This is a genomic window from Kitasatospora sp. NPDC088779 (assembly GCF_040685395.1).
Lineage (GTDB): Bacteria > Actinomycetota > Actinomycetes > Streptomycetales > Streptomycetaceae > Kitasatospora.
This window is the reverse complement of the sequence record NZ_JBFBHW010000005.1, coordinates 143,905-169,973: the sequence shown is the minus strand read 5'-3', so window position 1 is coordinate 169,973 and position 26,069 is coordinate 143,905. Positions and strand designations below refer to the sequence as shown.

The 26,069-nt window shown below is 71.3% G+C and carries 23 protein-coding genes and 1 pseudogene; 15 read left to right on the top strand and 9 right to left on the bottom strand.

The window, feature by feature from the left end; genetic code table 11:
* Positions 1 to 46: 46 nt before the first annotated feature.
* Complete coding sequence (locus AB0P03_RS06405) at positions 47 to 781, bottom strand: maleylpyruvate isomerase family mycothiol-dependent enzyme (protein ID WP_363580428.1); 735 nt, start codon at positions 779 to 781, stop codon at positions 47 to 49.
* A 268-nt stretch (positions 782 to 1,049) separates the two neighbouring features.
* Here AB0P03_RS06405 and uvrA point away from each other — a divergent pair, with 268 nt between their 5' ends.
* The 11 genes from uvrA (at position 1,050) to AB0P03_RS06350 (ending at position 14,096) form a co-directional block, all read left to right on the top strand.
* Positions 1,050 to 3,959 carry an excinuclease ABC subunit UvrA gene (gene uvrA, locus AB0P03_RS06400; RefSeq protein ID WP_350885808.1) on the top strand — a complete coding sequence of 970 codons (2,910 nt, stop codon included), beginning with the start codon at positions 1,050 to 1,052 and terminating at the stop codon, positions 3,957 to 3,959.
* A 111-nt stretch (positions 3,960 to 4,070) separates the two neighbouring features.
* On the top strand, positions 4,071 to 4,514 hold the full coding sequence (locus AB0P03_RS06395) for a Rieske (2Fe-2S) protein (protein WP_363580430.1): 444 nt from the start codon (positions 4,071 to 4,073) through the stop codon (positions 4,512 to 4,514).
* A gap of 96 nt (positions 4,515 to 4,610) precedes the next feature.
* Positions 4,611 to 6,692, top strand: coding sequence for an excinuclease ABC subunit UvrC (gene uvrC / locus AB0P03_RS06390; protein ID WP_363580432.1), 2,082 nt, complete (start codon positions 4,611 to 4,613; stop codon positions 6,690 to 6,692).
* Between the two features lie 118 nt (positions 6,693 to 6,810).
* A complete protein-coding gene (rapZ, locus tag AB0P03_RS06385) occupies positions 6,811 to 7,695 on the top strand; it encodes an RNase adapter RapZ (RefSeq protein ID WP_350885802.1) in 885 nt (294 codons plus the stop codon).
* A 63-nt stretch (positions 7,696 to 7,758) separates the two neighbouring features.
* The gene (yvcK, locus tag AB0P03_RS06380) at positions 7,759 to 8,856 is read left to right on the top strand and encodes a uridine diphosphate-N-acetylglucosamine-binding protein YvcK (RefSeq protein ID WP_350885867.1); all 1,098 of its coding nucleotides are present in this window, start codon (positions 7,759 to 7,761) and stop codon (positions 8,854 to 8,856) included.
* Positions 8,847 to 9,827, top strand: a complete 981-nt coding sequence (whiA, locus tag AB0P03_RS06375; protein ID WP_063349505.1) for a DNA-binding protein WhiA — start codon at positions 8,847 to 8,849, stop codon at positions 9,825 to 9,827. Before yvcK ends, whiA begins: the two co-directional genes overlap by 10 nt.
* A 300-nt stretch (positions 9,828 to 10,127) precedes the next feature.
* Positions 10,128 to 11,135 carry a type I glyceraldehyde-3-phosphate dehydrogenase gene (gene gap / locus AB0P03_RS06370; protein ID WP_363580434.1) on the top strand — a complete coding sequence of 336 codons (1,008 nt, stop codon included), beginning with the start codon at positions 10,128 to 10,130 and terminating at the stop codon, positions 11,133 to 11,135.
* A 150-nt stretch (positions 11,136 to 11,285) separates the two neighbouring features.
* Positions 11,286 to 12,488, top strand: a complete 1,203-nt coding sequence (locus tag AB0P03_RS06365; RefSeq protein WP_363580436.1) for a phosphoglycerate kinase — start codon at positions 11,286 to 11,288, stop codon at positions 12,486 to 12,488.
* Positions 12,489 to 12,493: 5 nt separating this feature from the next.
* Positions 12,494 to 13,279, top strand: coding sequence for a triose-phosphate isomerase (gene tpiA, locus AB0P03_RS06360; RefSeq protein ID WP_363627956.1), 786 nt, complete (start codon positions 12,494 to 12,496; stop codon positions 13,277 to 13,279).
* A gap of 87 nt (positions 13,280 to 13,366) precedes the next feature.
* Positions 13,367 to 13,603, top strand: a complete 237-nt coding sequence (secG, locus tag AB0P03_RS06355) for a preprotein translocase subunit SecG (protein ID WP_063349509.1) — start codon at positions 13,367 to 13,369, stop codon at positions 13,601 to 13,603.
* A 157-nt stretch (positions 13,604 to 13,760) separates the two neighbouring features.
* A complete protein-coding gene (locus AB0P03_RS06350; protein ID WP_079135914.1) occupies positions 13,761 to 14,096 on the top strand; it encodes an RNA polymerase-binding protein RbpA in 336 nt (111 codons plus the stop codon).
* 68 nt (positions 14,097 to 14,164) lie between these two features.
* Here AB0P03_RS06350 and pgl read toward each other — a convergent pair whose 3' ends face one another.
* The 5 genes from pgl to tkt all read right to left on the bottom strand — a co-directional run bounded on the left by pgl (position 14,165) and on the right by tkt (position 21,002).
* Positions 14,165 to 14,953 (bottom strand): 6-phosphogluconolactonase, encoded by a 789-nt coding sequence (gene pgl / locus AB0P03_RS06345; RefSeq protein WP_363627955.1) that lies wholly within the window; start codon positions 14,951 to 14,953, stop codon positions 14,165 to 14,167.
* Complete coding sequence (gene opcA / locus AB0P03_RS06340; protein WP_363627954.1) at positions 14,950 to 16,056, bottom strand: glucose-6-phosphate dehydrogenase assembly protein OpcA; 1,107 nt, start codon at positions 16,054 to 16,056, stop codon at positions 14,950 to 14,952. Before opcA ends, pgl begins: the two co-directional genes overlap by 4 nt.
* The gene (gene zwf / locus AB0P03_RS06335) at positions 16,053 to 17,609 is read right to left on the bottom strand and encodes a glucose-6-phosphate dehydrogenase (protein WP_363580670.1); all 1,557 of its coding nucleotides are present in this window, start codon (positions 17,607 to 17,609) and stop codon (positions 16,053 to 16,055) included. Before zwf ends, opcA begins: the two co-directional genes overlap by 4 nt.
* A 64-nt stretch (positions 17,610 to 17,673) precedes the next feature.
* Positions 17,674 to 18,813, bottom strand: a complete 1,140-nt coding sequence (tal, locus tag AB0P03_RS06330) for a transaldolase (protein ID WP_063349514.1) — start codon at positions 18,811 to 18,813, stop codon at positions 17,674 to 17,676.
* An 89-nt stretch (positions 18,814 to 18,902) separates the two neighbouring features.
* The gene (tkt, locus tag AB0P03_RS06325; protein ID WP_363580443.1) at positions 18,903 to 21,002 is read right to left on the bottom strand and encodes a transketolase; all 2,100 of its coding nucleotides are present in this window, start codon (positions 21,000 to 21,002) and stop codon (positions 18,903 to 18,905) included.
* 463 nt (positions 21,003 to 21,465) lie between these two features.
* On the opposite strand from tkt, the gene AB0P03_RS06320 reads away from it, so the two are divergent.
* Positions 21,466 to 22,413 (top strand): heme o synthase, encoded by a 948-nt coding sequence (locus AB0P03_RS06320; RefSeq protein WP_363580445.1) that lies wholly within the window; start codon positions 21,466 to 21,468, stop codon positions 22,411 to 22,413.
* Positions 22,414 to 22,467: 54 nt separating this feature from the next.
* On the opposite strand, the gene AB0P03_RS06315 is transcribed toward AB0P03_RS06320, so the two are convergent.
* The gene (locus tag AB0P03_RS06315; RefSeq protein WP_363627953.1) at positions 22,468 to 23,109 is read right to left on the bottom strand and encodes a DUF2461 domain-containing protein; all 642 of its coding nucleotides are present in this window, start codon (positions 23,107 to 23,109) and stop codon (positions 22,468 to 22,470) included.
* A 72-nt stretch (positions 23,110 to 23,181) separates the two neighbouring features.
* Between AB0P03_RS06315 and AB0P03_RS06310 the strand changes: the two genes are divergently transcribed.
* Complete coding sequence (locus AB0P03_RS06310) at positions 23,182 to 23,520, top strand: hypothetical protein (RefSeq protein WP_363627952.1); 339 nt, start codon at positions 23,182 to 23,184, stop codon at positions 23,518 to 23,520.
* Positions 23,521 to 23,643: 123 nt separating this feature from the next.
* Here the strand turns inward: AB0P03_RS06310 and AB0P03_RS06305 are convergent.
* A pseudogene (locus AB0P03_RS06305) lies at positions 23,644 to 23,936 on the bottom strand (methyltransferase); the annotation flags it as partial.
* Positions 23,937 to 23,970: 34 nt separating this feature from the next.
* On the opposite strand from AB0P03_RS06305, the gene AB0P03_RS06300 reads away from it, so the two are divergent.
* Together AB0P03_RS06300 and AB0P03_RS06295 are read left to right on the top strand one after the other, a co-directional pair.
* Positions 23,971 to 24,528: a GNAT family N-acetyltransferase gene (locus AB0P03_RS06300; protein WP_363627951.1), complete on the top strand. Its 558-nt coding sequence runs from the start codon at positions 23,971 to 23,973 to the stop codon at positions 24,526 to 24,528.
* 14 nt (positions 24,529 to 24,542) lie between these two features.
* Complete coding sequence (locus AB0P03_RS06295; RefSeq protein ID WP_363627998.1) at positions 24,543 to 24,947, top strand: NUDIX domain-containing protein; 405 nt, start codon at positions 24,543 to 24,545, stop codon at positions 24,945 to 24,947.
* A gap of 44 nt (positions 24,948 to 24,991) precedes the next feature.
* On the opposite strand, the gene AB0P03_RS06290 is transcribed toward AB0P03_RS06295, so the two are convergent.
* Positions 24,992 to 25,912: a COX15/CtaA family protein gene (locus AB0P03_RS06290; protein ID WP_363580674.1), complete on the bottom strand. Its 921-nt coding sequence runs from the start codon at positions 25,910 to 25,912 to the stop codon at positions 24,992 to 24,994.
* Positions 25,913 to 26,069: the final 157 nt, after the last annotated feature.

Here is a 26,069-nt window from a genome sequence, read left to right as displayed (position 1 = left end):
GTCCGCTCCTCGTCCGGTGAAGGGGTTCAGGATCATCTTCGCGCCGTCAGCCCAGCGGGGGAAGCTGGGGGAGGGCGGTGTCGGGGGTGGCCCGGAGGTCGGCGCCGTCGGAGCGGCCGGAGAGCCAGGCGAGCAGGGAGCGGAGGGGGCCCCGGACGGTGAGGGCGGGCTCGCCGGTGCCGATCAGGCCGATGTCCCCGGTGTCCTCGGCGACGAGCTCGACGCCGGGCAGGGCGGCGCCGTGCAGCTTGTTGGCGATCTTGTGGAACTCGGTGACGGCGAAGACCTCCGGCCAGTGCGCGGGGGTGTGGCCGGCGTCCAGGTCGACGTGGTGGTACTCGACCTCGGCGAGGCGCTTCCACGGGAGGTCGTGGGCGGGGAAGACGTAGCCGGTGCGGTGGCGGACCTCGACCGTCCAGGCATCGGCGGGCAGCAGCGCGGCGGCCGCGGCGAAGCGCTCGCGGGAGTCGCGCAGGTCGGCGAGCTGGACGTCGACCGGGCGGGGCGCGCCCTCCTCGATCTGCCGGTCGCGGGCCTCGGTGCTGGCGTACTGCGGGATGTCGGTGCCGGTGCGGGCGCCGTCCAGCAGGTTGACCAGGGAGTCGGCGTTGCGGGCGAGGTGGGCCAGCACGTGACCGCGGGTCCAGCCGGGCAGGGCGGAGGGCTCGGCGACGGCCTCGGGCTTCAGCTCGGCGACGGTGTGCAGCAGGTGCCGGGTGCTCTCCTCGACCAGGGCCAGGTACTGCGCGGCGGCCTCGGCGGCGGTCTGCGGGTCGGTCATCGGATCGGCCTTCTGTGGGAGACGGCGCGTTGCCCGCGGGGGGCTCCGCTCGTTGACCAGCTGACGCTATCGCCGAATCCGACCGCTGAGCAGGGCCTTTTTCGGTCCGGGTACGGAGGGTCCGAGGGGCGCTCTCACTCGTTCGGGTGGACTCCACTGGACACGGTCGATATTCGAACGTCTGAGCTAGTAGGCTGGCTGCCGCATCCTGGAAGAAGCACACATCTCCCCGCAAGTCCTCTCGCCCCGGAGAAAGGCGCCAGAAGCAGTGGCCGACCGCCTCATCGTCCGCGGTGCTCGCGAGCACAACCTCAAGAACGTCTCGCTCGACCTGCCCCGCGACTCCCTCATCGTCTTCACGGGCCTCTCCGGCTCCGGCAAGTCCTCGCTCGCCTTCGACACGATCTTCGCCGAGGGCCAGCGCCGCTACGTCGAGTCGCTGTCCTCCTACGCCCGCCAGTTCCTCGGGCAGATGGACAAGCCCGATGTGGACTTCATCGAAGGCCTCTCCCCGGCCGTCTCGATCGATCAGAAGTCCACCAACCGCAACCCCCGTTCGACCGTCGGCACGATCACCGAGGTCTACGACTACCTGCGCCTGCTGTTCGCCCGGATCGGCAAGCCGCACTGCCCGCACTGCGGCCGCCCGATCGCCAAGCAGTCGCCGCAGGCGATCGTCGACAAGGTGCTGGAGCTCGCCGAGGGCACCCGGTTCCAGGTGCTCAGCCCGGTGGTGCGCGAGCGCAAGGGCGAGTTCGTCGACCTCTTCGCCGACCTCCAGTCCAAGGGCTACTCGCGCGCCCGGGTGGACGGCGAGACGATCCAGCTCGCCGAGCCGCCGAAGCTCAAGAAGCAGGAGAAGCACACCGTCGAGGTGGTCATCGACCGCCTGACCGTCAAGGAGAGCGCCAAGCGGCGGCTCACCGACTCGGTGGAGACGGCCCTGCGGCTGTCCGGCGGCATGGTCGTGCTCGACTTCGTCGACCTCGCGGAGGACGACCCGGAGCGCGAGCGGATGTACTCCGAGCACCTCTACTGCCCGTACGACGACGTGTCGTTCGAGGAGCTGGAGCCGCGCTCGTTCTCCTTCAACTCGCCGTTCGGCGCCTGCCCGGACTGCTCGGGCCTGGGCAACCGGATGGAGGTCGACCCGGAGCTGGTCGTCCCGGACCCCGAGCGCTCGCTGGAGGAGGGCGCGATCCACCCGTGGTCGGCGGGCCACGCCAAGGAGTACTTCCAGCGGCTGATCGACGCGCTCGCCGGGGAGCTCGGCTTCCGCACCGACATCCCGTGGGCCGGGCTGCCGGCCCGCGCCAAGAAGGCGCTGCTGTACGGGCACAAGCACCAGGTGCAGGTCAGCTACCGCAACCGCTTCGGGCGCGAGCGCTCGTACAGCACCGGCTTCGAGGGCGCCGTCCCGTTCATCCAGCGCCGGCACACCGAGGCGGAGAGCGACAGCAGCCGCGAGCGCTTCGAGGGCTACATGCGCGAGGTGCCCTGCCCGACGTGCGAGGGCACCCGGCTCAAGCCGGTGGTGCTCGCAGTCACCGTCGAGGAGAAGTCGATCGCCGACGTCTCGGCGATGTCGATCAGCGACTGCGCCGAGTTCCTGGGCGCGATGAAGCTGAACGACCGGGACAAGCAGATCGCCGAGCGCGTCCTGAAGGAGGTCAACGAGCGGCTGCGCTTCCTGGTCGACGTCGGCCTGGACTACCTCTCGCTGAACCGCGCGGCCGGCACCCTGTCCGGCGGCGAGGCCCAGCGCATCCGACTGGCCACCCAGATCGGCTCCGGCCTGGTCGGCGTGCTGTACGTGCTGGACGAGCCGTCCATCGGCCTGCACCAGCGGGACAACCACCGGCTGATCGAGACGCTGGTGCGGCTGCGCGACATCGGCAACACGCTGATCGTGGTCGAGCACGACGAGGACACCATCAAGACGGCGGACTGGGTGGTCGACATCGGCCCGGGCGCCGGCGAGCACGGCGGCAAGGTGGTGCACTCCGGCTCGTTGAAGGGGCTGCTGTCCAACAAGGAGTCGCTGACCGGCCAGTACCTCTCCGGCAAGCGGTCCATCCCGATCCCGGCGGGCCGCCGCGACCGGGACAAGAAGCGCCAGCTGACCGTCCACGGCGCCCGCGAGCACAACCTCAAGGACGTCACGGTCGGTTTCCCGCTCGGCACCTTCACCGCGATCACCGGCGTCTCCGGATCCGGCAAGTCGACGCTGGTCAACGACATCCTCTACACCCACCTCGCCCGGGAGCTGAACGGCGCCCGCAGCGTGCCCGGCCGGCACACCCGGATCACCGGCACCGACCTGGTGGACAAGGTGGTGCACGTCGACCAGTCGCCGATCGGGCGCACCCCGCGCTCCAACCCGGCCACCTACACCGGGGTGTTCGACCACGTGCGCCGGCTCTTCGCGGAGACGCAGGAGGCGAAGGTCCGCGGCTACCTGCCCGGCCGGTTCTCCTTCAACGTCAAGGGCGGCCGCTGCGAGAACTGCTCGGGCGACGGCACCATCAAGATCGAGATGAACTTCCTGCCGGACGTCTACGTGCCGTGCGAGGTCTGCCACGGCGCCCGGTACAACCGGGAGACGCTGGAGGTCCACTACAAGGGCAAGTCCATCTCCGAGGTGCTGGACATGCCGATCGAGGAGGCGCTGGCCTTCTTCGAGGCCGTCCCGGCGATCGCCCGGCACCTCAGGACGCTCAACGACGTCGGCCTCGGCTACGTCCGGCTCGGCCAGTCCGCGCCGACGCTCTCCGGCGGCGAGGCGCAGCGCGTCAAGCTCGCCTCCGAGCTGCAGAAGCGCTCCACCGGGCGGACGGTCTACGTGCTGGACGAGCCCACCACCGGCCTGCACTTCGAGGACATCAGCAAGCTGATCAAGGTGCTCAGCGGGCTGGTGGAGAAGGGCAACACGGTGATCGTCATCGAGCACAACCTCGATGTGATCAAGACCGCCGACTGGGTCGTCGACATGGGCCCCGAGGGCGGTTCCGGCGGCGGCATGGTGGTCGCCGAGGGCACCCCGGAGCAGATCGCCGCCGTCCCGGAGAGCCACACCGGCAAGTTCCTCCGGGACATCCTTCCGGGCGAGTTCGCGGACGCCCCGGTCGCCCCGGTGAAGAAGGCGCCGCGCAAGCGCGCCGCCGCGGCGAAGAAGTAGCGAAGAGGGAGAAGCGACCCGCTCCGCCGCCCCGCCCCCCGGGGCGGCGGAGCGGGTGCCGCATAGACTTCCGTGGTCCCTCGTAGGAAGCCGAACCGCAGGAGCGCACCGATGTCAGAGGCCCCCGAGACCAGCCCCGCCACCTCCCGCCGCACCGTGCTCTGCGGCGCCGCCGCCGTACTGGCGGCCGGCGGCACCGTGGCGGTCGCCGGCTGCGGTTCCTCCTCGGGCTCCTCCGGCGCCGGCAGCGCGGCCAAGAGCCCGGTGGACCTCGGCCCGGCCTCGGCGGTGCCGGAGGGCGGCGGCAAGGTCTTCCGCAACCAGAAGATCGTCGTGACCCAGCCGACCGCGGGGGAGTACAAGGCCTTCAGCGCCGTCTGCACCCACGCCGGCTGCGTCGTCGACCAGGTGAAGAGCCAGCAGATCCAGTGCCCCTGCCACGGCAGCCGGTTCGCCATCACCGACGGCGCCGTCCAGGACGGCCCGGCCCCCAGGCCGCTGCCCGCCTACGCCGTCACGGTCGACGGCGGGAACCTCAAGGTGACCCCGAGCTGAAGCAGTTGATCTCCGCCCAGTCGATCCCCGCCCCGTTGATCTCCGCCCCGTCGATCTCTCCTTCGCGGCCCCGGCCCCACTCGGTACGGTGGACCCATGGCTGACCCGAGCACCTACCGCCCGGCGCCGGGCGCGATCCCGACCTCACCGGGCGTCTACAAGTTCCGTGACGCCCACGGACGGGTCATCTACGTCGGCAAGGCCAAGAGCCTGAGGCCGCGCCTGTCGTCCTACTTCCAGGACCTGGCCGGCCTGCACCCGCGCACCGCGACCATGGTCACCACCGCCGCCTCGGTGGAGTGGACGGTGGTGGCCACCGAGGTCGAGGCGCTCCAGCTGGAGTACTCCTGGATCAAGGAGTTCGACCCGCGGTTCAACGTCAAGTACCGCGACGACAAGAGCTATCCGGAACTCGCCGTCACCCTCGACGAGGAGTACCCGCGGGTCCAGGTGATGCGCGGGGCGCACAAGAAGGGCGTGCGATACTTCGGCCCGTACGGGCACGCCTGGGCGATCCGCGAGACGGTCGACCTGCTGCTGCGCGTCTTCCCCGTCCGCACCTGCTCCAACGGCGTGTTCAAGCGCGCCCGGCAGGTCGGCCGGCCCTGCCTGCTCGGCTACATCGGCAAGTGCGCCGCGCCCTGCGTCGGCAAGGTCTCGCCGGACGAACACCGGGCGCTGGCCGAGGACTTCTGCGACTTCATGGCCGGGCGCACCGGCAACTACCTGCGCCGGCTGGAAGAGCAGATGCGGGAGGCCGCCGAGGAGATGGAGTACGAGAAGGCGGCCCGGCTGCGGGACGACATCGGCGCCCTCAAGCGCGCGATGGAGAAGAACGCCATCGTGCTCGCCGACGCCACCGACGCCGACCTGCTGGCCGTCGCCGAGGACGAACTGGAGGCCGCCGTCCAGATCTTCCACGTCCGCGGCGGCCGGGTGCGCGGCCAGCGCGGCTGGGTCACCGACAAGGTCGAGGACGTCGACACCGCCGGCCTGGTCGAGCACGCCCTCCAGCAGCTCTACGGTGGTGCCGGCGGCCCGGACGAGCGCAACGAGTCCGTCCCGCGCGAGGTGCTCGTCCCCGCGCTGCCCGAGCCGGCCGGTCCGGTCCGGGACTGGCTGAGCGGCCTGCGCGGCAGCCAGGTCGACCTGCGGATCCCGCAACGCGGCGACAAGAAGGACCTGATGGCCACCGTGCAGCGCAACGCCCAGCAGGCGCTGGCACTGCACAAGACCAAGCGCGCCTCCGACCTCACCACCCGCAGCCGCGCCCTGCAGGAGATCGCCGACGCGCTGGAGCTGGACTCGGTGCCGCTGCGCATCGAGTGCTTCGACATCTCCCACCTCCAGGGCGAGGACGTGGTCGCCTCGATGGTCGTCTTCGAGGACGGCCTGGCCCGCAAGAGCGAGTACCGGCGCTTCCAGATCAAGGGCTTCGAGGGCCAGGACGACGTCCGCTCGATGCACGAGGTGATCGGTCGGCGCTTCCGCCGCTACCTCCAGGAGCGCGAGCAGACCGGCGAGTGGGTCGTCCCCGAGGCCGACGACCCGGGCGCCGCCGCCGACGGCACCGGGGCCCCGGCCGGCCCGATCGACCCGGAGACGGGCCGTCCGCGCCGCTTCGCCTACCCGCCCCAACTGCTGGTCGTCGACGGCGGCCAGCCGCAGGTCGCCGCCGCCAAGCGCGCCCTGGACGAACTCGGCATCGACGACGTCGCGCTGTGCGGCCTGGCCAAGCGGCTGGAGGAGGTCTGGCTGCCCGGCGAGGACGACCCGGTCGTGCTGCCGCGCTCCAGCGAGGGCCTCTACCTGCTCCAGCGGGTCCGCGACGAGGCCCACCGCTTCGCGATCACCTACCAGCGCAGCAAGCGTTCCAAGCGACTCACCGCCGGGGAACTGGACTCCGTCCCGGGCCTCGGCGAGACTCGCCGCCAGGCGCTGCTCAAGCACTTCGGCTCGCTGAAGAGGCTCCGGGCCGCCACCGTCGACGAACTCTGCGCCGTACCCGGCATCGGACGCCGCACGGCGGAGACTGTTGCGGCGGCGTTGTCCTCCCGTACACCCGTCGCACCAGCGGTGAACACCGCTACCGGCGAGATCATCGAGGACGGGGCCGAACCGGCCGCCGAGCCGGTGGTCGCAGCATCCCAGACCGCACCATCCCAGGAGACGCCATGACGGTCGACGCCGACCGTCAGACGGCGCGCCCAGCCCCCGCCCGCCTGTCCGGGCAGGGGAAGGGCGGTCGCGCCGTGCGCGTTCTCCCCAGCAGAAAGACCGAGAGCGGGGAACCGAAGTGACCGTGTCAGACGTGGCCGAGAACGCGCCGGAGCTGGTGATCATCTCCGGCATGTCCGGAGCCGGCCGCTCCACCGCCGCGAAGTGCCTGGAGGACCTGGGCTGGTTCGTGGTGGACAACCTGCCACCGGCCCTGATCCCGACCATGGTCGACCTGGGCGCCCGCTCCCAGGGCAACGTCGCCCGGATCGGCGTGGTCGTGGACGTCCGGGGCCGCCAGTTCTTCGACGACCTGCTCACCTCGCTCGACGAGTTGGAGAAGCGCGGCGTCCGGCTCAGCGTGGTCTTCCTGGACTCCTCCGACGACGCGCTGGTCCGCCGCTTCGAGAGCGTGCGCCGCCCGCACCCGCTGCAGGCCGACGGCCGGATCGTAGACGGCATCGCCCAGGAGCGCGACCTGCTGCGCGACCTGCGCGGCGAGGCCGACCTGGTGATCGACACCTCCAACCTCAACGTGCACCAGCTGCGCGCCAAGCTGGACGCCCAGTTCGCCGACCACGACGAGCCCGAGCTGCGCGCCACCGTGATGTCCTTCGGCTTCAAGTACGGCCTGCCGGTCGACGCCGACCTGGTGGTGGACTGCCGCTTCCTGCCCAACCCGCACTGGGTGCCCGAGCTGCGCGCCCGCACCGGCACCGACGCGGACGTCGCCGACTACGTGTTCCAGCAGCCCGGCGCCAACGAGTTCCTGGACGGCTACGCCGAGCTCCTGCGCATCATCACCGAGGGGTACCGCCGCGAGGGGAAGCGCTACATGACGCTTGCCGTAGGCTGCACCGGTGGCAAGCACCGCAGCGTCGCGATGTCCGAGCGCCTGACCAAGCGTCTCATCGCCGACGGAGTGGAGACGGTGCTCGTCCACCGTGACATGGGACGGGAGTGACCGCCGCCTCCTAGCCGGGCCGCCGGCGGGGCCGGCGGCCGCGGCGAGGAACGCGAGGTGAGTGTGGCGGGATATGTGCCCGGGCGGCAGCCGCAGAACAGGAGTGCCGACCGGGCGGGTGGCCCGGCCCGGCCGCCGGTCCCGAGCCGGCCGCGCAGCAGCCCCGCCCGGGCCAACCCGGCCCCCCGGATCACCGCGCTCGGCGGCGGCCAGGGCCTGTCCGCCTCGCTCTCCGCGCTGCGCCGGCTCACCAGCGACCTGACCGCCGTGGTCACCGTCGCCGACGACGGCGGCTCCAGCGGCCGGCTCCGCACCGAGCTGGGCGTGCTGCCCCCCGGCGACCTGCGCAAGGCGCTGGCCGCGCTGTGCGGGGACGACGACTGGGGGCGCACCTGGTCCGAGGTGATCCAGCAGCGCTTCACCGGCACCGGCGAGCTCGGCGGCCACGCGGTCGGCAACCTGCTGATCGTCGCGCTCTGGGAGAAGCTCGGTGACCCGGTGGCCGCCCTGGACTGGGTCGGCCGGCTGCTGAACGTCCAGGGCCGGGTACTGCCGATGTCGGCGGTGCCGCTGGACATCGAGGCGACCGTGCGCGGCCACGACCCGGAGCGCCCCGGCGAGCTGTCGGCCGTCCGCGGCCAGGCCAGCGTCGCGGTCACGCCCGGCACCGTGCAGTCGATCCGGCTGCTGCCGGACGGGCCGCCGGCCGTCCCGGAGGCGGTCACCGCCGTCCGGGAGGCGGACTGGGTGGTGCTCGGTCCCGGCTCCTGGTTCACCAGCGTGCTGCCGCACCTGCTGGTCCCGGAGCTGGCCAAGGCGCTCACCGAGACCCGCGCCCGCCGCCTGCTCACCCTGAACCTGGCCCCCCAGCCCGGCGAGACCGAGGGCTTCACCCCGCAGCGCCACCTGGAGGTCATCGCCGACCACGCCCCGGGCCTCGCGGTGGATGCGATCCTGGTGGACGAGCGCGCCGTCACCGGCGGCGCCTTCGGCCAGGCGGATCTGGCCGGTCTGGAGAAGGCCGCCGAGCGGATGGGCGCCGCCCTGGTCCTGGGCCGGGTGGCCCGCACCGACGGCACCCCGCGACACGACCCGGAGCTGTTGGCGGCAGCGTACGACCGGATTTTCCGGACACATGGAAGGATCGGGCCATGGCGATGACTCCAGCGGTGAAGGACGAGATCAGCCGGCTCCCGGTCACCAGGGCCTGCTGCCGCAAGGCGGAGGTGTCGGCGATCCTGCGGTTCGCGGGCGGGCTGCACATCGTGAGCGGCCGGATCGTGATCGAGGCGGAGCTGGACACCGGCGCGGCGGCGCGGCGGCTGCGCAAGGACCTGCTGGAGATCTTCGGACACTCCTCCGACCTCGTGGTGATGGCCCCCGGCGGACTGCGGCGCGGCAGCCGCTTCGTCGTCCGGGTGGTCAAGGACGGCGAACTGCTCGCGCGCCAGACCGGCCTCGTGGACGGCCGGGGCCGGCCGATCCGGGGGCTGCCCCCGGCAGTCGTCTCCGGGGCCACCTGCGATGCCGAGGCGGCCTGGCGCGGGGCCTTCCTGGCGCACGGCTCGCTCACCGAGCCGGGCCGCTCCTCCTCGCTGGAGATCACCTGCCCCGGCTCCGAGGCCGCCCTCGCCCTGGTCGGCGCGGCCCGCCGGCTCGGCATCCCGGCCAAGGCCCGCGAGGTGCGCGGCGTGGACCGGGTGGTGATCCGCGACGGCGACGCTATCGGCGCGCTGCTGACCCGGCTCGGCGCGCACGAGTCGGTGCTCGCCTGGGAGGAGCGCCGGATGCGGCGCGAGGTCCGGGCCACCGCCAACCGCCTGGCCAACTTCGACGACGCCAACCTGCGCCGCTCGGCCCGCGCCGCGGTGGCGGCCGGCGCCCGGGTGGCGCGGGCGCTGGAGATCCTCGGCGAGGAGGTGCCCGAGCACCTGGCCGCGGCCGGTCAGCTGCGGATGCAGCACAAGCAGGCCTCGCTGGAGGAACTGGGCGCGCTCGCCGACCCGCCGCTGACCAAGGACGCGGTGGCCGGCCGGATCCGCCGCCTGCTGGCGATGGCGGACAAGCGCGCCTCCGAGCTCGGCCTGCCGAGCACCGAGGCCAACCTCACCGACGAGATGGCGATGAACTGACCGCCGCACCGAGTGGCTGTTCCGCGGCCGGTGTCCGGATTCCGGGCACCGGCCGCCGCCGTGTCCGGAGGGGATACCCGGACGCGCCCGGTGTGCGCAAATTGGTAGAGACCACTGACCGGGACCAACTGCCCTGACGGCCAAGGACGGTCGGCCTGATTTCGCGCCACGCCAGGTCGTCGCACGTGGCGCGATGTGCCCTCCCAGGCCTGGGAGGGGTAGGGTCATAGGCGGTCGGGGACTTCCCAAATCTCACCCCCGTCGGCTTAGCTCCGGCGTACCTAACGAGGAGATCGGTTCGTGACGATCCGGGTAGGCATCAACGGATTCGGCCGCATCGGCCGCAACTTCTTCCGCGCGGTCAAGGCGCAGGGCGCGGACATCGAGATCGTCGGTGTCAACGACCTCACTGACACGAAGACCCTGGCTCACCTGCTCAAGTACGACACCACCCTGGGCACCTTCCCGGGCGAGGTCTCGCACACCGAGGACAGCATCACCGTCGACGGCAAGACCTTCCAGGTCAGCGCCGAGCGTGACCCCGCCAACCTGCCGTGGGCCGCCCTGGGCGCCGACATCGTCGTCGAGTCCACCGGCATCTTCACCAAGGCCGAGGCCGCGAAGAAGCACCTCACCGCCGGCGCCAAGAAGGTCATCATCTCGGCGCCCGCGAGCGACGAGGACGTCACCATCGTCCTGGGCGTCAACGAGGACAAGTACGACGCCGCCAACCACTCGATCATCTCCAACGCCTCGTGCACCACCAACTGCGTGGCGCCGATGGCCAAGGTGCTGCACGAGAACTTCGGCATCGTCAAGGGCCTGATGACGACCGTCCACGCGTTCACCAACGACCAGGTGACCCTGGACTTCCCGCACAAGGACCTGCGTCGCGCCCGTGCCGCGTCGCAGAACATCATCCCGACCTCGACCGGTGCCGCCAAGGCGACCGCCCTGGTCCTGCCGGAGCTGAAGGGCAAGCTGGACGGCACCTCGCTGCGCGTCCCGGTCCCGACCGGCTCCATCACCGACCTGGTCGTCACCCTGGAGCGCGAGGTGACCAAGGACGAGGTCAACGCCGCCTTCCAGAAGGCCTCGCAGGAGGGCCCGCTCAAGGGCATCCTGACCTACACCGAGGACCCGATCGTCTCCTCGGACATCGTCAACGACCCGGCCTCCTGCATCTTCGACTCCCAGCTCACCATGGTCCAGGGCAACCAGGTCAAGGTGCTCGGCTGGTACGACAACGAGTGGGGCTACTCGAACCGCCTCGTCAACCTGACCTCCCTCGTCGGCGGCCAGCTCTGACGCAGCGGGAGCTGACGTGATGTAGGGGCGAGGGCCCGGCTGGCGCACTGTGCCGACCGGGCCCTCGCTCTGCGCACCAGGACTTCCCAGGCGGCCCCTGCGCCGTGCCGCCTCTGCGCATCAACCATCTCCCCAGGAGAGCCAATCCCCGTGAAGACCATCGAAGACCTCGACGTCGCCGGCAAGCGCGTGTTCGTCCGTGCCGACCTGAACGTCCCGCTGGACGGCACCACGATCACCGACGACGGCCGGATCCGCGCCGTCGCCCCGACCATCGCCAAGCTCGTCGAGCGCGGCGCCCGGGTCGTCGTCGCCTCCCACCTCGGCCGCCCCAAGGGCGCGCCGGACCCGCAGTTCTCCCTCGCGCCGGCGGCCGCGCGCCTCGGCGAGATCCTCGGCAAGAACGTCGCCTTCGCCACCGACACCGTGGGTGAGAGCGCCGAGTCCACCGTGGCCGCGCTGGGCGACGGCGAGGTCGCGCTGCTGGAGAACCTGCGCTTCAACGCCGGCGAGACCAGCAAGGACGACGCCGAGCGCAAGGCCTTCGCCGAGCAGCTGGCCGCCCTCGCGGACCTGTACGTCGGTGACGGCTTCGGCGCCGTGCACCGCAAGCACGCCTCGGTCTACGACCTGCCCGGCCTGCTGCCGCACGCGGCCGGCGACCTGATCGCCACCGAGGTCGGTGTGCTCAAGAAGCTCACCGAGGAGGTCGCGCGCCCGTACGTGGTCGTGCTCGGCGGCGCCAAGGTCTCCGACAAGCTCGGCGTGATCGACAACCTGCTGAAGAAGGCCGACCGGATCCTGATCGGCGGCGGCATGGCGTACACCTTCCTCAAGGCCAAGGGCCACGAGGTCGGCATCTCGCTGCTGCAGGAGGACCAGATCCCGGTCGTCCTGGACTACCTGAAGCGCGCCGAGGAGACGGGCGTCGAGTTCGTCCTGCCGGTGGACGTCCTGGTGTCGGTGGACTTCCCCGACCTCAAGACCAAGGCCCCGGCCAACCCCTCGCTCGTCGCCGCGGACGCGATCCCGGCCGACCAGGAGGGCCTGGACATCGGCCCGAAGACCCGCGAGCTGTACGCGGCGAAGCTGGCCGACGCGGGCACCGTGTTCTGGAACGGCCCGATGGGCGTCTTCGAGCACCCGGACTACGCGAACGGCACCAAGGCCGTGGCCCAGGCGCTGCTGGACAGCGACGCGTTCACCGTGGTCGGTGGCGGCGACTCCGCCGCGGCCGTCCGCATCCTGGGCTTCGACGAGAACGCATTCGGACACATCTCGACCGGCGGTGGCGCCAGCCTCGAGTACCTGGAGGGCAAGACCCTCCCCGGTCTCGCCGCCCTGGAAGGCTGAAAGCAATGACTGAGCGTCTCCCGCTGATGGCGGGCAACTGGAAGATGAACCTCAACCACCTTGAGGCCATCCAGCACACCCAGAAGCTGGCCTTCGCGCTGGCCGACAAGGACTACGAGGCCGTCGAGGTCGCCGTCCTGGTGCCGTTCACCGACCTGCGTTCGGTGCAGACCCTGGTCGACGGCGACAAGCTGAAGATCAAGTACGGCTCGCAGGACATCTCGCAGCACGACTCCGGTGCCTACACCGGCGAGGTCTCCGGCCCGATGCTGGCCAAGCTGAAGTGCACCTTCGCGGTGATCGGCCACTCGGAGCGCCGCCAGTACCACGGTGAGGACGAGGCGATCGTCAACGCCAAGGTCAAGGCCGCCTACCGGGCCGGGATCACCCCGATCCTGTGCATCGGCGAGCCGCTGGACGTCCGCAAGGCCGGCACCCACGTCGAGCACACCCTCGCCCAGCTGGACGGCGCCCTGGCGGACATCCCGGCCCACCAGGCCGAGTCCATCGTGGTCGCCTACGAGCCGGTCTGGGCGATCGGCACCGGCGAGGTGGCCACCCCGGAGGACGCGCAGGAGGTCTGCGCCGCCATCCGCAAGCGGATCGCCGAGCTGTACGACGCCGAGCTGGCCGACAAGGTCCGCGTGCTGTACGGCGGTTCGGTGAAGGCGTCGAGCGCGGCCGGTCTGATGGCCAAGCCCGACATCGACGGCGGCCTGATCGGCGGTGCCTCGCTGGACGCCGACGAGTTCGTCAAGATCGTGCGCTACCGTGAGCAGGCAGTAGGCTAACGCCGCTGCAGCAACGTAGGCTTTGGGGCCGGACCGCCGTCAGCGGTCCGGCCCCGTCGCCGAAGATACGAGAGAGTTGGTCCCGTCGTGGTTCTCGGGTTCTCGATTGCCCTGATCATCTTCAGTCTGCTGATGATCCTGCTGGTGCTGCTGCACAAGGGGAAGGGCGGCGGCCTGTCGGACATGTTCGGTGGCGGCGCGATGTCCACCGGCGGCGGCTCGGCGGTGGCCGAGCGCAACCTGGACCGCATCACGATCGTGGTCGGTCTCGCCTGGTTCGCCTGCATCATCGTGCTGGGCCTGGTGCTGAAGTACAAGAGCTGACGTAACCCTGACGCCCCGTCGCCCGAGCGCCTATCCTGGGACGGTCGGGGGCGGAGGCGATGGCGGTGGACGCTTAACTCCTGCTTACACTAGGACGACTTTCGCCACCGACGCGCACCGCGGAGGGTCGGCGCACCAGCACGCAGGGAGTCAGACCGTGGCAAGTGGCAACGCCATCCGTGGCAGCAGGGTCGGAGCGGGCCCGATGGGCGAGGCGGAGCGCGGCGAGTCCGCCCCGCGCAACCGGATCACCTTCTGGTGTGCCAACAAGCACGAGACCCGGCCGAGCTTCGCCGCCGAGGCCGTCATCCCGGACACCTGGGACTGCCCGCGGTGCGGTTTCCCGGCCGGACAGGACGAGCACAACCCGCCCGCGCCCTCGCGCAACGAGCCGTACAAGACCCACCTCGCCTACGTCCGCGAGCGGCGCACCGACGCCGACGGCGAGGCGATCCTCGCCGAGGCGCTGGCCAAGCTGCGCGGCGAGATCTGACCCGGACGACAGACAGCGAAGGGCGCCACCGTCGAGGACGGTGGCGCCCTTGTGCGTTGCCGGGCCCGTTACGCCGAGGCCGGCGGGTACAGCTGGGGCGGGATCTGCTCCGCCGCGGCCCGGTCCAGCAGCCACAGGGTGCGGCTGCGGCCGTACGCGCCGGAGGCGGGCGCCTGGAGCTCGCCCGGGCCGGACAGGGCCATCGCGACCGCGTCCGCCTTGTCCGCGCCGGCCGCCAGCAGCCAGACCTCGCGGGCCGCCCGGATCGCCGGGAGGGTGAGCGAGATCCGGGTCGGCGGGGGCTTGGGGGCCCCGCGCACGCCGACCACGGTCAGCTCGGTCTCCCGCACGCCCGGGTGCTCGGGGAAGAGCGAGGCGACGTGGGTGTCCGGGCCGACGCCGAGCAGCAGCACGTCGAAGGCCGGGACGCCGAGCCGGTCACCCGGGCCGGAGGCCTTCGCCAGCTCCTCCGCGTAGCGGGCGGCGGCGGCCTCCACGTCCGAGCCGTCCGCACCGTCCGAGGCGGGCATCTCGTGCACCCGCGCCGGGTCGAGCGGGACGGAGTCCAGCAGTTCGGCGCGGGCCTGGACGGCGTTGCGGTCCGGGTCCCCGGCGGGGACGAAGCGCTCGTCGCCCCACCAGAGGTCCAGCCGCGCCCAGTCGACCGCGTCGCGCGCCGGGGAGGCGGCGATCGCGGCCAGCAGGGCGTTGCCGTTGCGCCCGCCCGTGAGCACCACCGAGGCGGTGCCGCGGGCGGCCTGGGCGTCCACGATCCGGGTGATCAGCCGGGCCGCGGCCGCCTGTGCCATCAGCTCCTTGTCCCGGTGGACGACCAGCTGCGGGGTCGCGTTGGTCATGCGCTCCCCTTGGCGGCGCGCTTGGCGGGCTTCTTGGCGGGAGCCTTCTCGGCGGCCTCGGCCTCGGCCACGTCCTCGGACGCGACCTTGGCGGTCACCCGGGCGGGGTTGGCCACCGCGGCCTCGGTGACCGCCGCGCGGGCGACCCGCTCGGCCGCCGCCGTCTCGGCGGTGTCCGGCTCGCGCAGCCGGTCGACGGGCGTGCGCACGGCCGTCGCGTAGATGTCGTCCGGGTCGAGCCGGCGCAGTTCCTCGGCGATCAGCTCCGAGGTCTCGCGCCGCTTGAGCGCCACCTGGCGGTCCGGGGAACCGACCATGGAGAGCGTGCCCATCAGGCCGTCCGGGCGGTCCAGGGTGATGTCGCCGTCCTTGGTGCGCAGGTGCACCGCGGTGATGCCGGGGCCGCCGGTGACGATCCGCTCGACCGGCACGTGCAGCCGGTTGTGCAGCCAGAGGCCGAGCAGTTCGACGCTGGGGTTGTAGGACTCGCCCTCGACCACCGCGGAGGTGATCGTGACCGGCCGCTGGTCCAGCGCGGCGGCCAGCATCGAGCGCCAGCCGGTGATCCGGGTCCAGGCCAGGTCGGTGTCGCCCGGGGTGTAGCTCTGGGCCCGCTGGGCGAGCTGGCCGACCGGGGACTCGGCGGTGACGGCGTCGGTGATCCGGCGCTGGGCGAGCGCGCCCAGCGGGTCCTGCGCCGGGTGCAGCGGCGCGTTGTCGGGCCACCAGACGACGACCGGGGCGTCCGGGAGCAGCAGTGGCAGGACCACCGACTGCGCGTGCGCGGCGAGTTCGCCGTGCATGCGCAGGATGACCGTCTCTCCCGAGCCGGCGTCGGTGCCGACGAGGATCTCGGCGTCCAGCCGGGTCTCGGCGCGGGCCCGGGGCGAGCGCCCGGCGCGCTTGATCACCGCGAGGGTGCGCGAGGGGTGCTCGCGGGAGGCGTCGTTGGCGGCCTTGAGGGCGTCGTACGCGCTGCCCTCGTCGGTCACGATCACCAGGGTGAGCACCATGCCGGCGGCGGTGGAGCCACTGGCCCGGCGCGCCTCCATCAGCGCGGCGTTGATCTTGCTGGACGTCGTGTTGGTGAGGTCGATCTTCATGGCCGGCGCCAGCTCCTGCCGTCTCGTGCGAGCATCTCGTCCGCCTCGGCCGGGCCCCAGGTCCCCGCGGAGTACTGGGCGGGCTTGCCGTGGGTGTCCCAGTACTTCTCGATCGGGTCGAGGATCTGCCAGGAGAGCTCGACCTCCTGGTGACGCGGGAACAGGTTGGCGTCGCCGAGCAGCACATCGAGGATGAGCCGCTCGTACGCCTCCGGGCTGGACTCGGTGAAGGACTCGCCGTAGGCGAAGTCCATCGTGACGTCCCGGACCTCGAAGGAGGTGCCCGGCACCTTGGAGCCGAACCGCACCGTCACGCCCTCGTCCGGCTGGACCCGGATGACCAGGGCGTTCTGCCCCAGCTCCTCGGTCGCGTAGGAGTCGAACGGCAGGTACGGGGCGCGCTGGAAGACCACCGCGATCTCGGTGACCCGGCGGCCCAGCCGCTTGCCGGTGCGCAGGTAGAACGGGACGCCCGCCCAGCGGCGGTTGTTGATCTCCAGCTTGATCGCCGCGAAGGTGTCGGTCTTGGAGTCCGGGTCGATGCCGTCCTCGTCCAGGTAGCCGACCACCTCCTCGCCGCCCTGCCAGCCGGCCGCGTACTGGCCGCGCACGGTGTGCCGGCCGAGGTCGGCCGGGAGCTTGACGGCGCTGAGCACCTTGAGCTTCTCGGCCACCAGCGCCTTCGGGTGGAAGGACGCCGGCTCCTCGATGGCGGTGAGCGCCATCAGCTGGAGCAGGTGGTTCTGGATGACGTCGCGGGCGGAGCCGATGCCGTCGTAGTAGCCGGCCCGGCCGCCGATGCCGATGTCCTCGGCCATGGTGATCTGCACGTGGTCGACGTACGACCGGTTCCAGATCGGCTCGAACATCTGGTTGGCGAAGCGCAGCGCCAGGATGTTCTGGACCGTCTCCTTGCCCAGGTAGTGGTCGATCCGGAAGACCTCGTCCCGGGGGAAGACCTCGTGGACGATCCGGTTCAGCTCCTGGGCGCTCTCCAGGTCGTGGCCGAAGGGCTTCTCGATGACCGCGCGGCGCCACGAGCCCTGCGGGGGGTCGGCCAGGCCGTGCTTCTTGAGCTGCTGGACGACGGTCGGGAAGAACTTCGGCGGGACGGACAGGTAGAAGGCGAAGTTGCCGCCGGTGCCCTGCGCCTTGTCCAGCTCGTCGATGGTCTCGCGGAGCTTGTCGAAGGCGTCGTCGTCGTCGAAGGTGCCGTGGACGAAGCGCATGCCCTTGGCGAGCTGCTGCCAGACCTCCTCCCGGAACGGGGTGCGGGCGTGGTCCTTGACCGCGTCGTGGACCTCCTTGGCGAAGTCCTCGTCGTCCCACTCGCGCCGGGCGAAGCCGACGAGAGAGAAGCCCGGCGGCAGCAGACCGCGGTTGGCCAGGTCGTAGATGGCCGGCATGAGCTTCTTGCGGGACAGGTCGCCGGTGACTCCGAAGATGACCAGACCGGACGGCCCCGCGATGCGCGGGAGCCGTCGGTCGGCCGGGTCACGAAGCGGGTTGACGGGGGCCGGCGGGAGATCGTCCGCGTCCGACTCCGAGGTCAACTCGGGGAAATCAGTGCTCACTTGTTGGGCTCCGCTTTCGTGCGCTGGCTGTGTGAGCGAACGGTCACTTCTCGCCGGCGAAGGAGGCGAGCGAGGCGGTGACGGTGTCGAGCAGCTCGTTCCAGGACTGCTCGAACTTCTCCACGCCCTCGTCCTCCAGCACCTGGACCACGTCGTCGTAGTCCACGCCGGCGGCGGCGATGGCGTCCATCACGGCCTTGGCGTCGGCGTAGTTGGGGACGATGGTGCCGCCGGTGACCACGCCGTGGTCGGCGGTGGCCTCCAGGGTGGCCTCGGGCATGGTGTTGACCGTGCCGGGGGCGACCAGCTCGGTGACGTACAGGGTGTCCGGCAGAGCCGGGTCCTTGACACCGGTGGAGGCCCACAGCGGGCGCTGCGGCTTGGCGCCGGCGGCCTCCAGCGAGCGCCAGCGGGCGCTGCCGGCGGACTTGCCGTCGACCGAGCCGAAGACCTCCTCGTACGCCTGGTAGGCGAGGCGGGCGTTGGCCAGGGCGGCCTTGGAGCGAAGGTCCCGGGCGTCGCCGCCGATCTTCTCCAGGCGCTTGTCGATCTCGGTGTCCACGCGGGAGACGAAGAAGGAGGCGACCGACTCGATCTGGGAGAGGTCCAGGCCCTTGGCCTTGGCGGCCTCCAGGCCGGTCAGGTAGGCGTCGATGACGGCCTTGTAGCGCTCCAGCGAGAAGATCAGCGTGACGTTGACGCTGATGCCCCGGCCGATCACCTCGGCGATCGCGGGCAGGCCGGCCTTGGTGGCGGGGATCTTGATGAAGACGTTCGGGCGGTCGACCAGCCACCACAGCTGCTTGGCCTCGGCCACGGTGGCCGCGGTCTCGTGCGCCAGGCGCGGGTCGACCTCGATGGAGACCCGGCCGTCGCGGCCGTTGGAGGCGTCGTAGACCGGGCGCAGCACGTCGGCCGCGTCGCGCACGTCCGAGGTGGTGATCATGCGGACGGCCTCGTCGGTGGTGACCTTGCGGACGGCGAGGTCGCGCAGCTGGCCGTCGTAGGAGTCGTCGCCGCCGCCGATGGCCTTCTGGAAGATGGTCGGGTTGGTGGTAACGCCCACCACGTGCTTGTTCTGCACCAGCTCGGCGAGGTTGCCGGTGTTCAGCCGCTTGCGGCTGAGGTCGTCCAGCCAGATCGCCACGCCTTCGTCGCTGAGGCGCTTCAGTGCGTCAGTCATGGTGCTTCAGTCCTTTTTTGTTCTGCTTCGTGGGGTAGTCAGAGGGGGCCGTGCGCCCGCGTGCGGGCGGGCGCACGGCCCGGGGGGCGTCAGCGGTTGACGGCCTCAAGGGAACGGAGGGCGTTGTGGGCCTCGGCCACCACGCGCTCGGCGGTCAGGCCGAACTCCTCGAAGAGCACCTTGTAGTCGGCGGAGGCGCCGAAGTGCTCCAGCGAGACGATCCGGCCGTGGTCGCCGACCAGCTCGCGCCAGCCCTGGCCGATGCCGGCCTCGACCGACACCCGGGCCTTGACCGACGGCGGCAGCACGCTGTCACGGTAGGCCTGGTCCTGCTCCTGGAACCACTCGAAGGACGGCACCGAGACCACCCGGGTGGCGATGCCCTCGGCCTCCAGCACCTCGCGGGCCTTGACGGCCAGCTGGACCTCGGAGCCGGTGCCCAGCAGGATCACCTGCGGGTCGCCGCTGGAGGCCTCGGCCAGGATGTAGCCGCCCTTCGCGGTGCCCTCGGCGGAGCCGAAGACCTCGCGGTCGAAGGTCGGGACGTTCTGGCGGGTGAGCGCCAGGCCGACCGGGCCGGGGTGGGTGGTCTGGCGCTCGATGACGGTGCGCCAGGCGACGGCCGTCTCGTTGGCGTCGGCCGGGCGGACCATGGCCAGGCCCGGGATGGCGCGCAGCGAGGCCATGTGCTCGACCGGCTGGTGGGTCGGGCCGTCCTCGCCGAGGCCGATCGAGTCGTGCGTCCAGACGTAGGTGACCGGCAGCTTCATCAGCGCGGCCAGGCGAACGGCCGGGCGCATGTAGTCGGCGAAGACCAGGAAGGTGCCGCCGTACACGCGGGTCTTGCCGTGCAGGGCGATGCCGTTCATGGTCGAGCCCATGGCGTGCTCGCGGATGCCGAAGTGGATCGTCCGGCCGTACGGGCTGGCGCTCTTCAGCGGGTTGCCCTCGGGGAGGAACGAGCTGTCCTCGTCGATGGTGGTGAGGTTGGACTCGGCGAGGTCGGCCGAGCCGCCCCACAGCTCCGGGATGACCGCGCCGATCGCCTTGAGGGTCTCGCCGGAGGCCTTGCGGGTGGCGACGTCCTTGCCGGCGGGGAAGACCGGGACGGTCTTCTTCCAGCCCTCGGGAAGCTCGCCGGCCTGGATGCGGTCGAACTCGGCGGCGCGCTGCGGGTCGGCGGCGCGCCAGGCCTCCAGGGACTGCTCCCACTCGGCGTGGGCGGCCTTGCCGCGCTTGATGACCTCGCGGGCGTGCTCGATCACCTTGTCGGAGACCTCGAAGGTCTTCTCCGGGTCGAAGCCCAGGACCTTCTTGGTGGCGGCGATCTCGGCGGCGCCGAGCGCGGAGCCGTGCGCCTTGGCGGTGTTCTGGGCGTCCGGGGCCGGCCAGGCGATGATCGTGCGCATCGCGATGATCGACGGACGGGTGGTCTCGGCCTTGGCCGCGGCCAGCGCGTCGGCCAGGACGGCCACGTCGATGTCGCCGTTGGCCTTCGGGGCGACCCGCTGGACGTGCCAGCCGTACGCCTCGTAGCGCTTGAGGACGTCCTCGGAGAAGGCGGTCTCGGTGTCGCCCTCGATCGAGATGTGGTTGTCGTCGTACAGGGCGACCAGGTTGCCCAGCTTCTGGTGACCGGCCAGCGAGGAGGCCTCGGCGGAGATGCCCTCCTCCAGGTCGCCGTCGGAGACGATGGCCCAGATGGTGTGGTCGAAGGGGGACTCGCCGGCGGCGGCGTCCGGGTCGAACAGGCCGCGCTCGTAGCGGGCGGCCATCGCCATGCCCACCGCGTTGGCGATGCCCTGGCCGAGCGGGCCGGTGGTGGTCTCCACGCCCGCGGTGTGGCCGTGCTCCGGGTGGCCCGGGGTGCGGCTGCCCGCGACGCGGAAGGCCTTGAGGTCGTCCAGCTCCAGGCCGTAGCCCGACAGGTACAGCTGGGTGTAGAGGGTCAGGCTCGTGTGCCCGGGGGACAGCACGAACCGGTCGCGGCCTACCCACGACGGGTCGGTCGGGTCGTGGCGCAGGAAACGCTGGAAGATCAGGTACGCCGCGGGGGCCAGCGACATGGCCGTCCCGGGGTGTCCGTTGCCGACCTTCTGGACGGCGTCCATGGCCAGGACCCGCGCTGTGTCAACCGTGCGCTCGTCCAGTTCGGACCACTCGAATGCGTTCGTCGGCGTCGTGCTCACCCTGTCTCAGGGCTCCTTCCGTTGTGAAGAGTGACCCCGTGAAAGGGGACCGGGTCGGCCACGGCGCTGTGGTCTCGACGCTGGGTGGTGCCGGTCACGGAGGGTAGATCCCGCTTCTGCGTGCGAGCCTACCGTCCGGCCCGGGGCTCACCCTCCGTGCTGGGACAACCAGGAAATCCGGATGGTGATTCCCACCAGGGCGGTCTGCCTGATTTTGTCCCAGGCTCTCCTGTTTTACGGCACCCTGCCGCTCCGGTGGTCAGGACGGGTTGCGGCGGCGCGCCGGAACGGCTCCGTGGCTTCACCCGGTCGGTTCACCCGGGGGTGTGCCATCGGCCTCGCCGGGGGACCCCGGAGCCGGATGGGATATATGGAGCGTCTAAGGTGGCGTGGTACGCGCAGAGCGGACGATTTGGGACCCTTCGTTCCTGTGGACGCCTGCGAGGATTCATCTTCAGTTGGGGTGTTAGTGACCGCCGTCGAAACCCGTCCCGCCGGGGTCACCGGGGCGACTCCTGCGCACCGGCCCATCGGGGCCCGTGTCGGCGCCTTCGTCGCACTGACCAAGCCACGGATCATCGAACTGCTGCTGATGAGCACGGTGCCGGTGATGTTCCTCGCCCAGCAGGGCGTCCCGAACATGCTGCTGGTGCTGAAGGTCGTGGTCGGCGGCTACCTCTCGGCGGGCGGCGCCAACGCCCTCAACATGTACATCGACCGCGACATCGACGCGGTGATGTCCCGCACCGAGCGCCGGCCGATCGTCACCGGGATGGTGTCGCCGCGCGAGGCGCTGGTGTTCGGCATCGCCCTCGCGATCGTCTCGACCCTGCTGCTGGGCTTCGGCGTCAACTGGCTCTCCTCCGGACTGGCGCTCGGCGCGCTGCTGTTCTACGTGTTCGTCTACACGCTGGGGCTCAAGCGGCGCACCTCGCAGAACATCGTCTGGGGCGGCATCGCCGGCTGCATGCCGGTGCTGATCGGCTGGTCCTCCGTCACCAACTCGCTGTCCTGGGCGGCGGTCGCGCTGTTCCTGGTGGTGTTCTTCTGGACGCCGCCGCACACCTGGGTGCTCTCGATGAAGGTGCGCGAGGACTACGAGCGGGCCGGCGTGCCGATGCTGCCGGTGGTCAAGGGCAACGTCGCGGTCGGCAAGCAGGTCGTCGCCTACTCCTGGGTGATGGTGGCGACCTCGCTGGCGGTGTGGCCGCTGGGGCACATGAGCTGGCTGTACCCCGTCGCGGCGGTGCTGCTCGGCGGGTTCTGGCTGCGCGAGGCGCACGCGCTGTACGGCCGGGCCAAGGCCGGCGTGGTGGGCGCGAAGCTGAAGGAGATGCGGCTGTTCCACTGGTCGATCACCTACCTGTCGCTGCTGTTCGTGGTGTGCGCGATCGACCCGTTCGTGAAGTAGGGCCCGTCCGACGTCGAAGAGCCCCGGTCCGGTGGACCGGGGCTCTTCGCGTTCTCACCGGGCCGGCAGCTCGGACGGGCCGACGTGGTCGTCCAGCCAGTCCCGGAGCGGCTGGGAGGCGCGCAGGAAGGTGGTGATCCGGGTGTGGGCGCCACGGGTGCCGAGCCACTTCGCGGGCGCCCACTCCTGCCAGGCGACCAGGCCCTTGTGGCGCAGCAGCTCGATCCTCGGGTGGTCCTTGGGGAAACCGCGCGGAGCGGTCTTGAGGGAGTCCCGGCCGTGCACCTGGGGGCCGTCCTGCTCCACCGCGGCGATCACCCGCTCCAGTTCGGCGCCGCTGACGTCCTCGGCGACGGCGGCGCGGTAGCGGTCCAGTTGGTCGGGGGCGAGCTGGTACATCCCGTTGCCGCAGGCCAGGCCGTCGGCGGAGAGCTGGACGTAGCCGCCGGTCGCCAGGTGGGCGCCGATGTGCGTCTTGTACGGAGACTTGTCGGCGCTGAACCGGACGTCGCGGTTGGGACGGAAGATCTTCCCAAGCCCGAACTCCGGCTCCAGCTCGGCGAGCAGCAGCTCCATCGGGGTCCGTACGTCGTTGTCGTACTGCTCCTTGTGGGCCTGCCAGAAGGTCTTGGAATTGTCGGCTTCGAGGTGCTCGTAGAAGTCGAGCGCCGCGGCCGGCCAGCCGGAGAAGGTCACGCCTCCAGTATGTGGCCCGGTGCACAGGGCGCTCCCGTCGCCAGCTCGACTACCGGTGGGTAGCATGCGGGCATGAGCAGCGCAGAGACCGCCACCGCCACCGCGCCGGACGCCCGTACCGAGCGCCGCGCCAAGCGCATCGCCAAGCACCTCAGCAGCTTCGCCCGCCAGCACGGGGGCGGCGCCGACGCGGTCGTCGAGTACGTCGGCGCCGTGGCCACCCGGATCGTCGTGGTGGGCGCGGACGGCGCCTGGGGCGACCAGGTGGCCCCGGGCTACGCCGTCGGTCGCCGGGCCGCCGAACTGGCCGGGCTGACCCTGCACGACGACTTCGAGGGCGAGCTGGCCCTCAAGGTGAAGACCGGCCCGTACGAGTGGAAGCGCATGGCCGGCATCCAGCTCGGCGGCTGATCACTTCGGCGCCCACGGCGACGGCCCGGCTCCCTCAGGCGGGGGAGCCGGGCCGTTGCCGTGGGCTCAACGGGGCAGCTCCTCGCGGTCGAGCACCCGGACGAGTCGGGCCGGTTGGTCCAGCCAGCCGGTGCCGGTGCCGATCTCCAGGACGTTCATTCCGGGTCGGATGTCGAGGTCGCGGAGCATGCGGACGACGATCGAGGGGCGGAGGCGGAGGAGGAGCGCCAAACGTCGGCTGGGTCGGGCGGATCGGCCGATGCCTGGCCGTCATTGACCTGGGTGACGACGGGGGCGTCGGTGTAAGCCGCCTCGAACCAGCGCTGGTGGTCGGTCGAGAGGCCGCAGGGCTCGTAGCCGCCCTGGTCGTCCTGTTGATACGGCGATGGCGCGAGACTGCGTCGAGGAACTTCGATCGCTCGGGGTTTCGGCCCGGAAACAGAGGACGGTGTGACGGTGGTGGTTCGGCTGTTGGACGGCGAGCAGGCGGTCGAGCTGGAGGGCCAGTTGAAGGAGGTGTTCTCGGAGGCGTTCGCGGAAGCCCCCTACGGCGAGGGGCCGACCGACGTGGAGCGGGCGTTTCGCCGGTTCCGCTCGCAGGCGCGTCGGCGGGGGTTCCGGGCGGCCATCGCCTTCGACGGCGACACCGTTGTGGGCATGGCGTACGGCTACCCGCTGTCGGCGGACACCGGATGGTGGGACACCCTGATCGATCCCGTGCCCGAGAACCCCAGGCATGAGGACGGAAAGCGCACGTTCGGTCTCTTCGAGTTGGCGGTTCGGCCCCGGTGGCGGCGCCAGGGCGTCGCCACTCGCATGCATCGCGTCCTCATCGAGGGCATCGACAGCGCCCGGGTGATGCTGAACACCCGACCAGAGGCGGTTGCGGCCCGGGCGTCCTATCGAGCGTGGGGCTACCGGCGCGTCGGGTCGGCGATCCCGTGGGACGGCGCGGCTCGGCACGACGTGATGCTCCTCGATCTGATCCACCCGGTGGTGCGAGCGTGACGCCACTCCACTCGGTGTCCGTCGCGGGGGTGGTGGTGCGGGAGGACGGGCGGGTGCTGGCGATTCGGCGGGCTGACAACGGGGCTTGGGAGCCGCCGGGGGGCGTGCTGGAGCTGGGCGAGGGCATCGAAGACGGCGTGTGCCGGGAGGTCTACGAGGAGACCGGGATCCACGCCGGCGTGGAGCGGCTGACCGGTGTCTACAAGAACCTGCGTCGAGGGGTTGTCGCGCTGGTCTTCCGGTGTCGGCCTGAGGGCGGACAAGTACGGCTCTCGGATGAGTCGGTCGAGGTCGACTGGCTCACGGCGGACGAGGTCTCCGTGCGCATGGCGGAGGTCTATGCCGTGCGGGTGTTGGACGCGCTTCGGGGGGACACGTCGCCGAGTATCCGGAGCCACGACGGGCGGCGGCTGTTGTGACACGTCGAAGGCCCCCATCCGAGGATGGGGGCCTTCGACGAGGCTCAGACGGTGGCAGCCTGTGGGGTCTGGGTGGGCAGGGGCGCGGCGGGGGCCTCGACCTCGCGTACGCGCAGGGCGAGGGGGATGCGGAGGGCGGCGATCCAGGTGAGGGTGGCGCCGAGCATGTGGAGGCCGACCATCAGCTCGGGGGCGTCGGTGAAGTACTGGATGAAGCCCAGTACGCCCTGGAGGAGCAGGACCGCCAGCAGTTCCTTGGCGCGGGCCTTCGCCGCCGGCGGGGCCTTGACGGCGGCGAAGACGAAGAGCACCGCGATGGCCAGGCCGACCGACACGAACGCGAGGTCGGCGTGGAACTGGGCCAGCCTGTCGTAGTCGATCGGGATCCGGGGGACGATCTTGTTGTCCTTCGGCGTGCCCGGGTGGTGGCCGGCGCCGGTGACCAGGGTGCCGGCCGCGACCAGCAGGCCGACGACCAGGACCAGCACGTAGGAGAGCTGGTGGATCGGGCGGGCCACGGCGAGCTTGGGGACGCCGTCGCCCTCCTTCGACCGCTCCCACATCAGCAGCGCGACCCACACCAGCGCCATCGCGGCGATCATGTGCAGCGCGACGGTGTACGGGTTGAGGCCGGTCAGCACGGTGATGCCGCCGAGCACCGCGTTGCTCATCACCAGCCAGAACTGCGCCCAGCCGAGCCTGGTCATGCTGTGCCGCCAGGGGCGGTGGCAGCGGGCGGCCAGGATGGCCCAGCCGACGGCGGCGCTCAGCACGTAGGTGAGCATCCGGTTGGTGAACTCGACGACGCCGTGGAAGCCCATCTCGGCGGTCGGGGTCAGGCTGTCGGCGGTGCAGCGGGGCCACGTCGTACAGCCGAGGCCGGAGGCGGTGAGGCGGACGGCGCCGCCGGTGACGACGATCACCACGCTCATCACCAGCGCGGCGAACGCGGCGCGCCGGACCATCACGGCGGACGGCTGCCAGCGGTCGGCGAGCAGGGAGAAGGGATTAGGCACGGGGTCAATCGTAGGCGGCCTTACAGCCGATCTTGGGGCGGGGCGCGGGTGCCGCGCGGGCGCCGCCCGCACCGGGCCGGACGGGGCGCAAACCGGACTCTTCGGT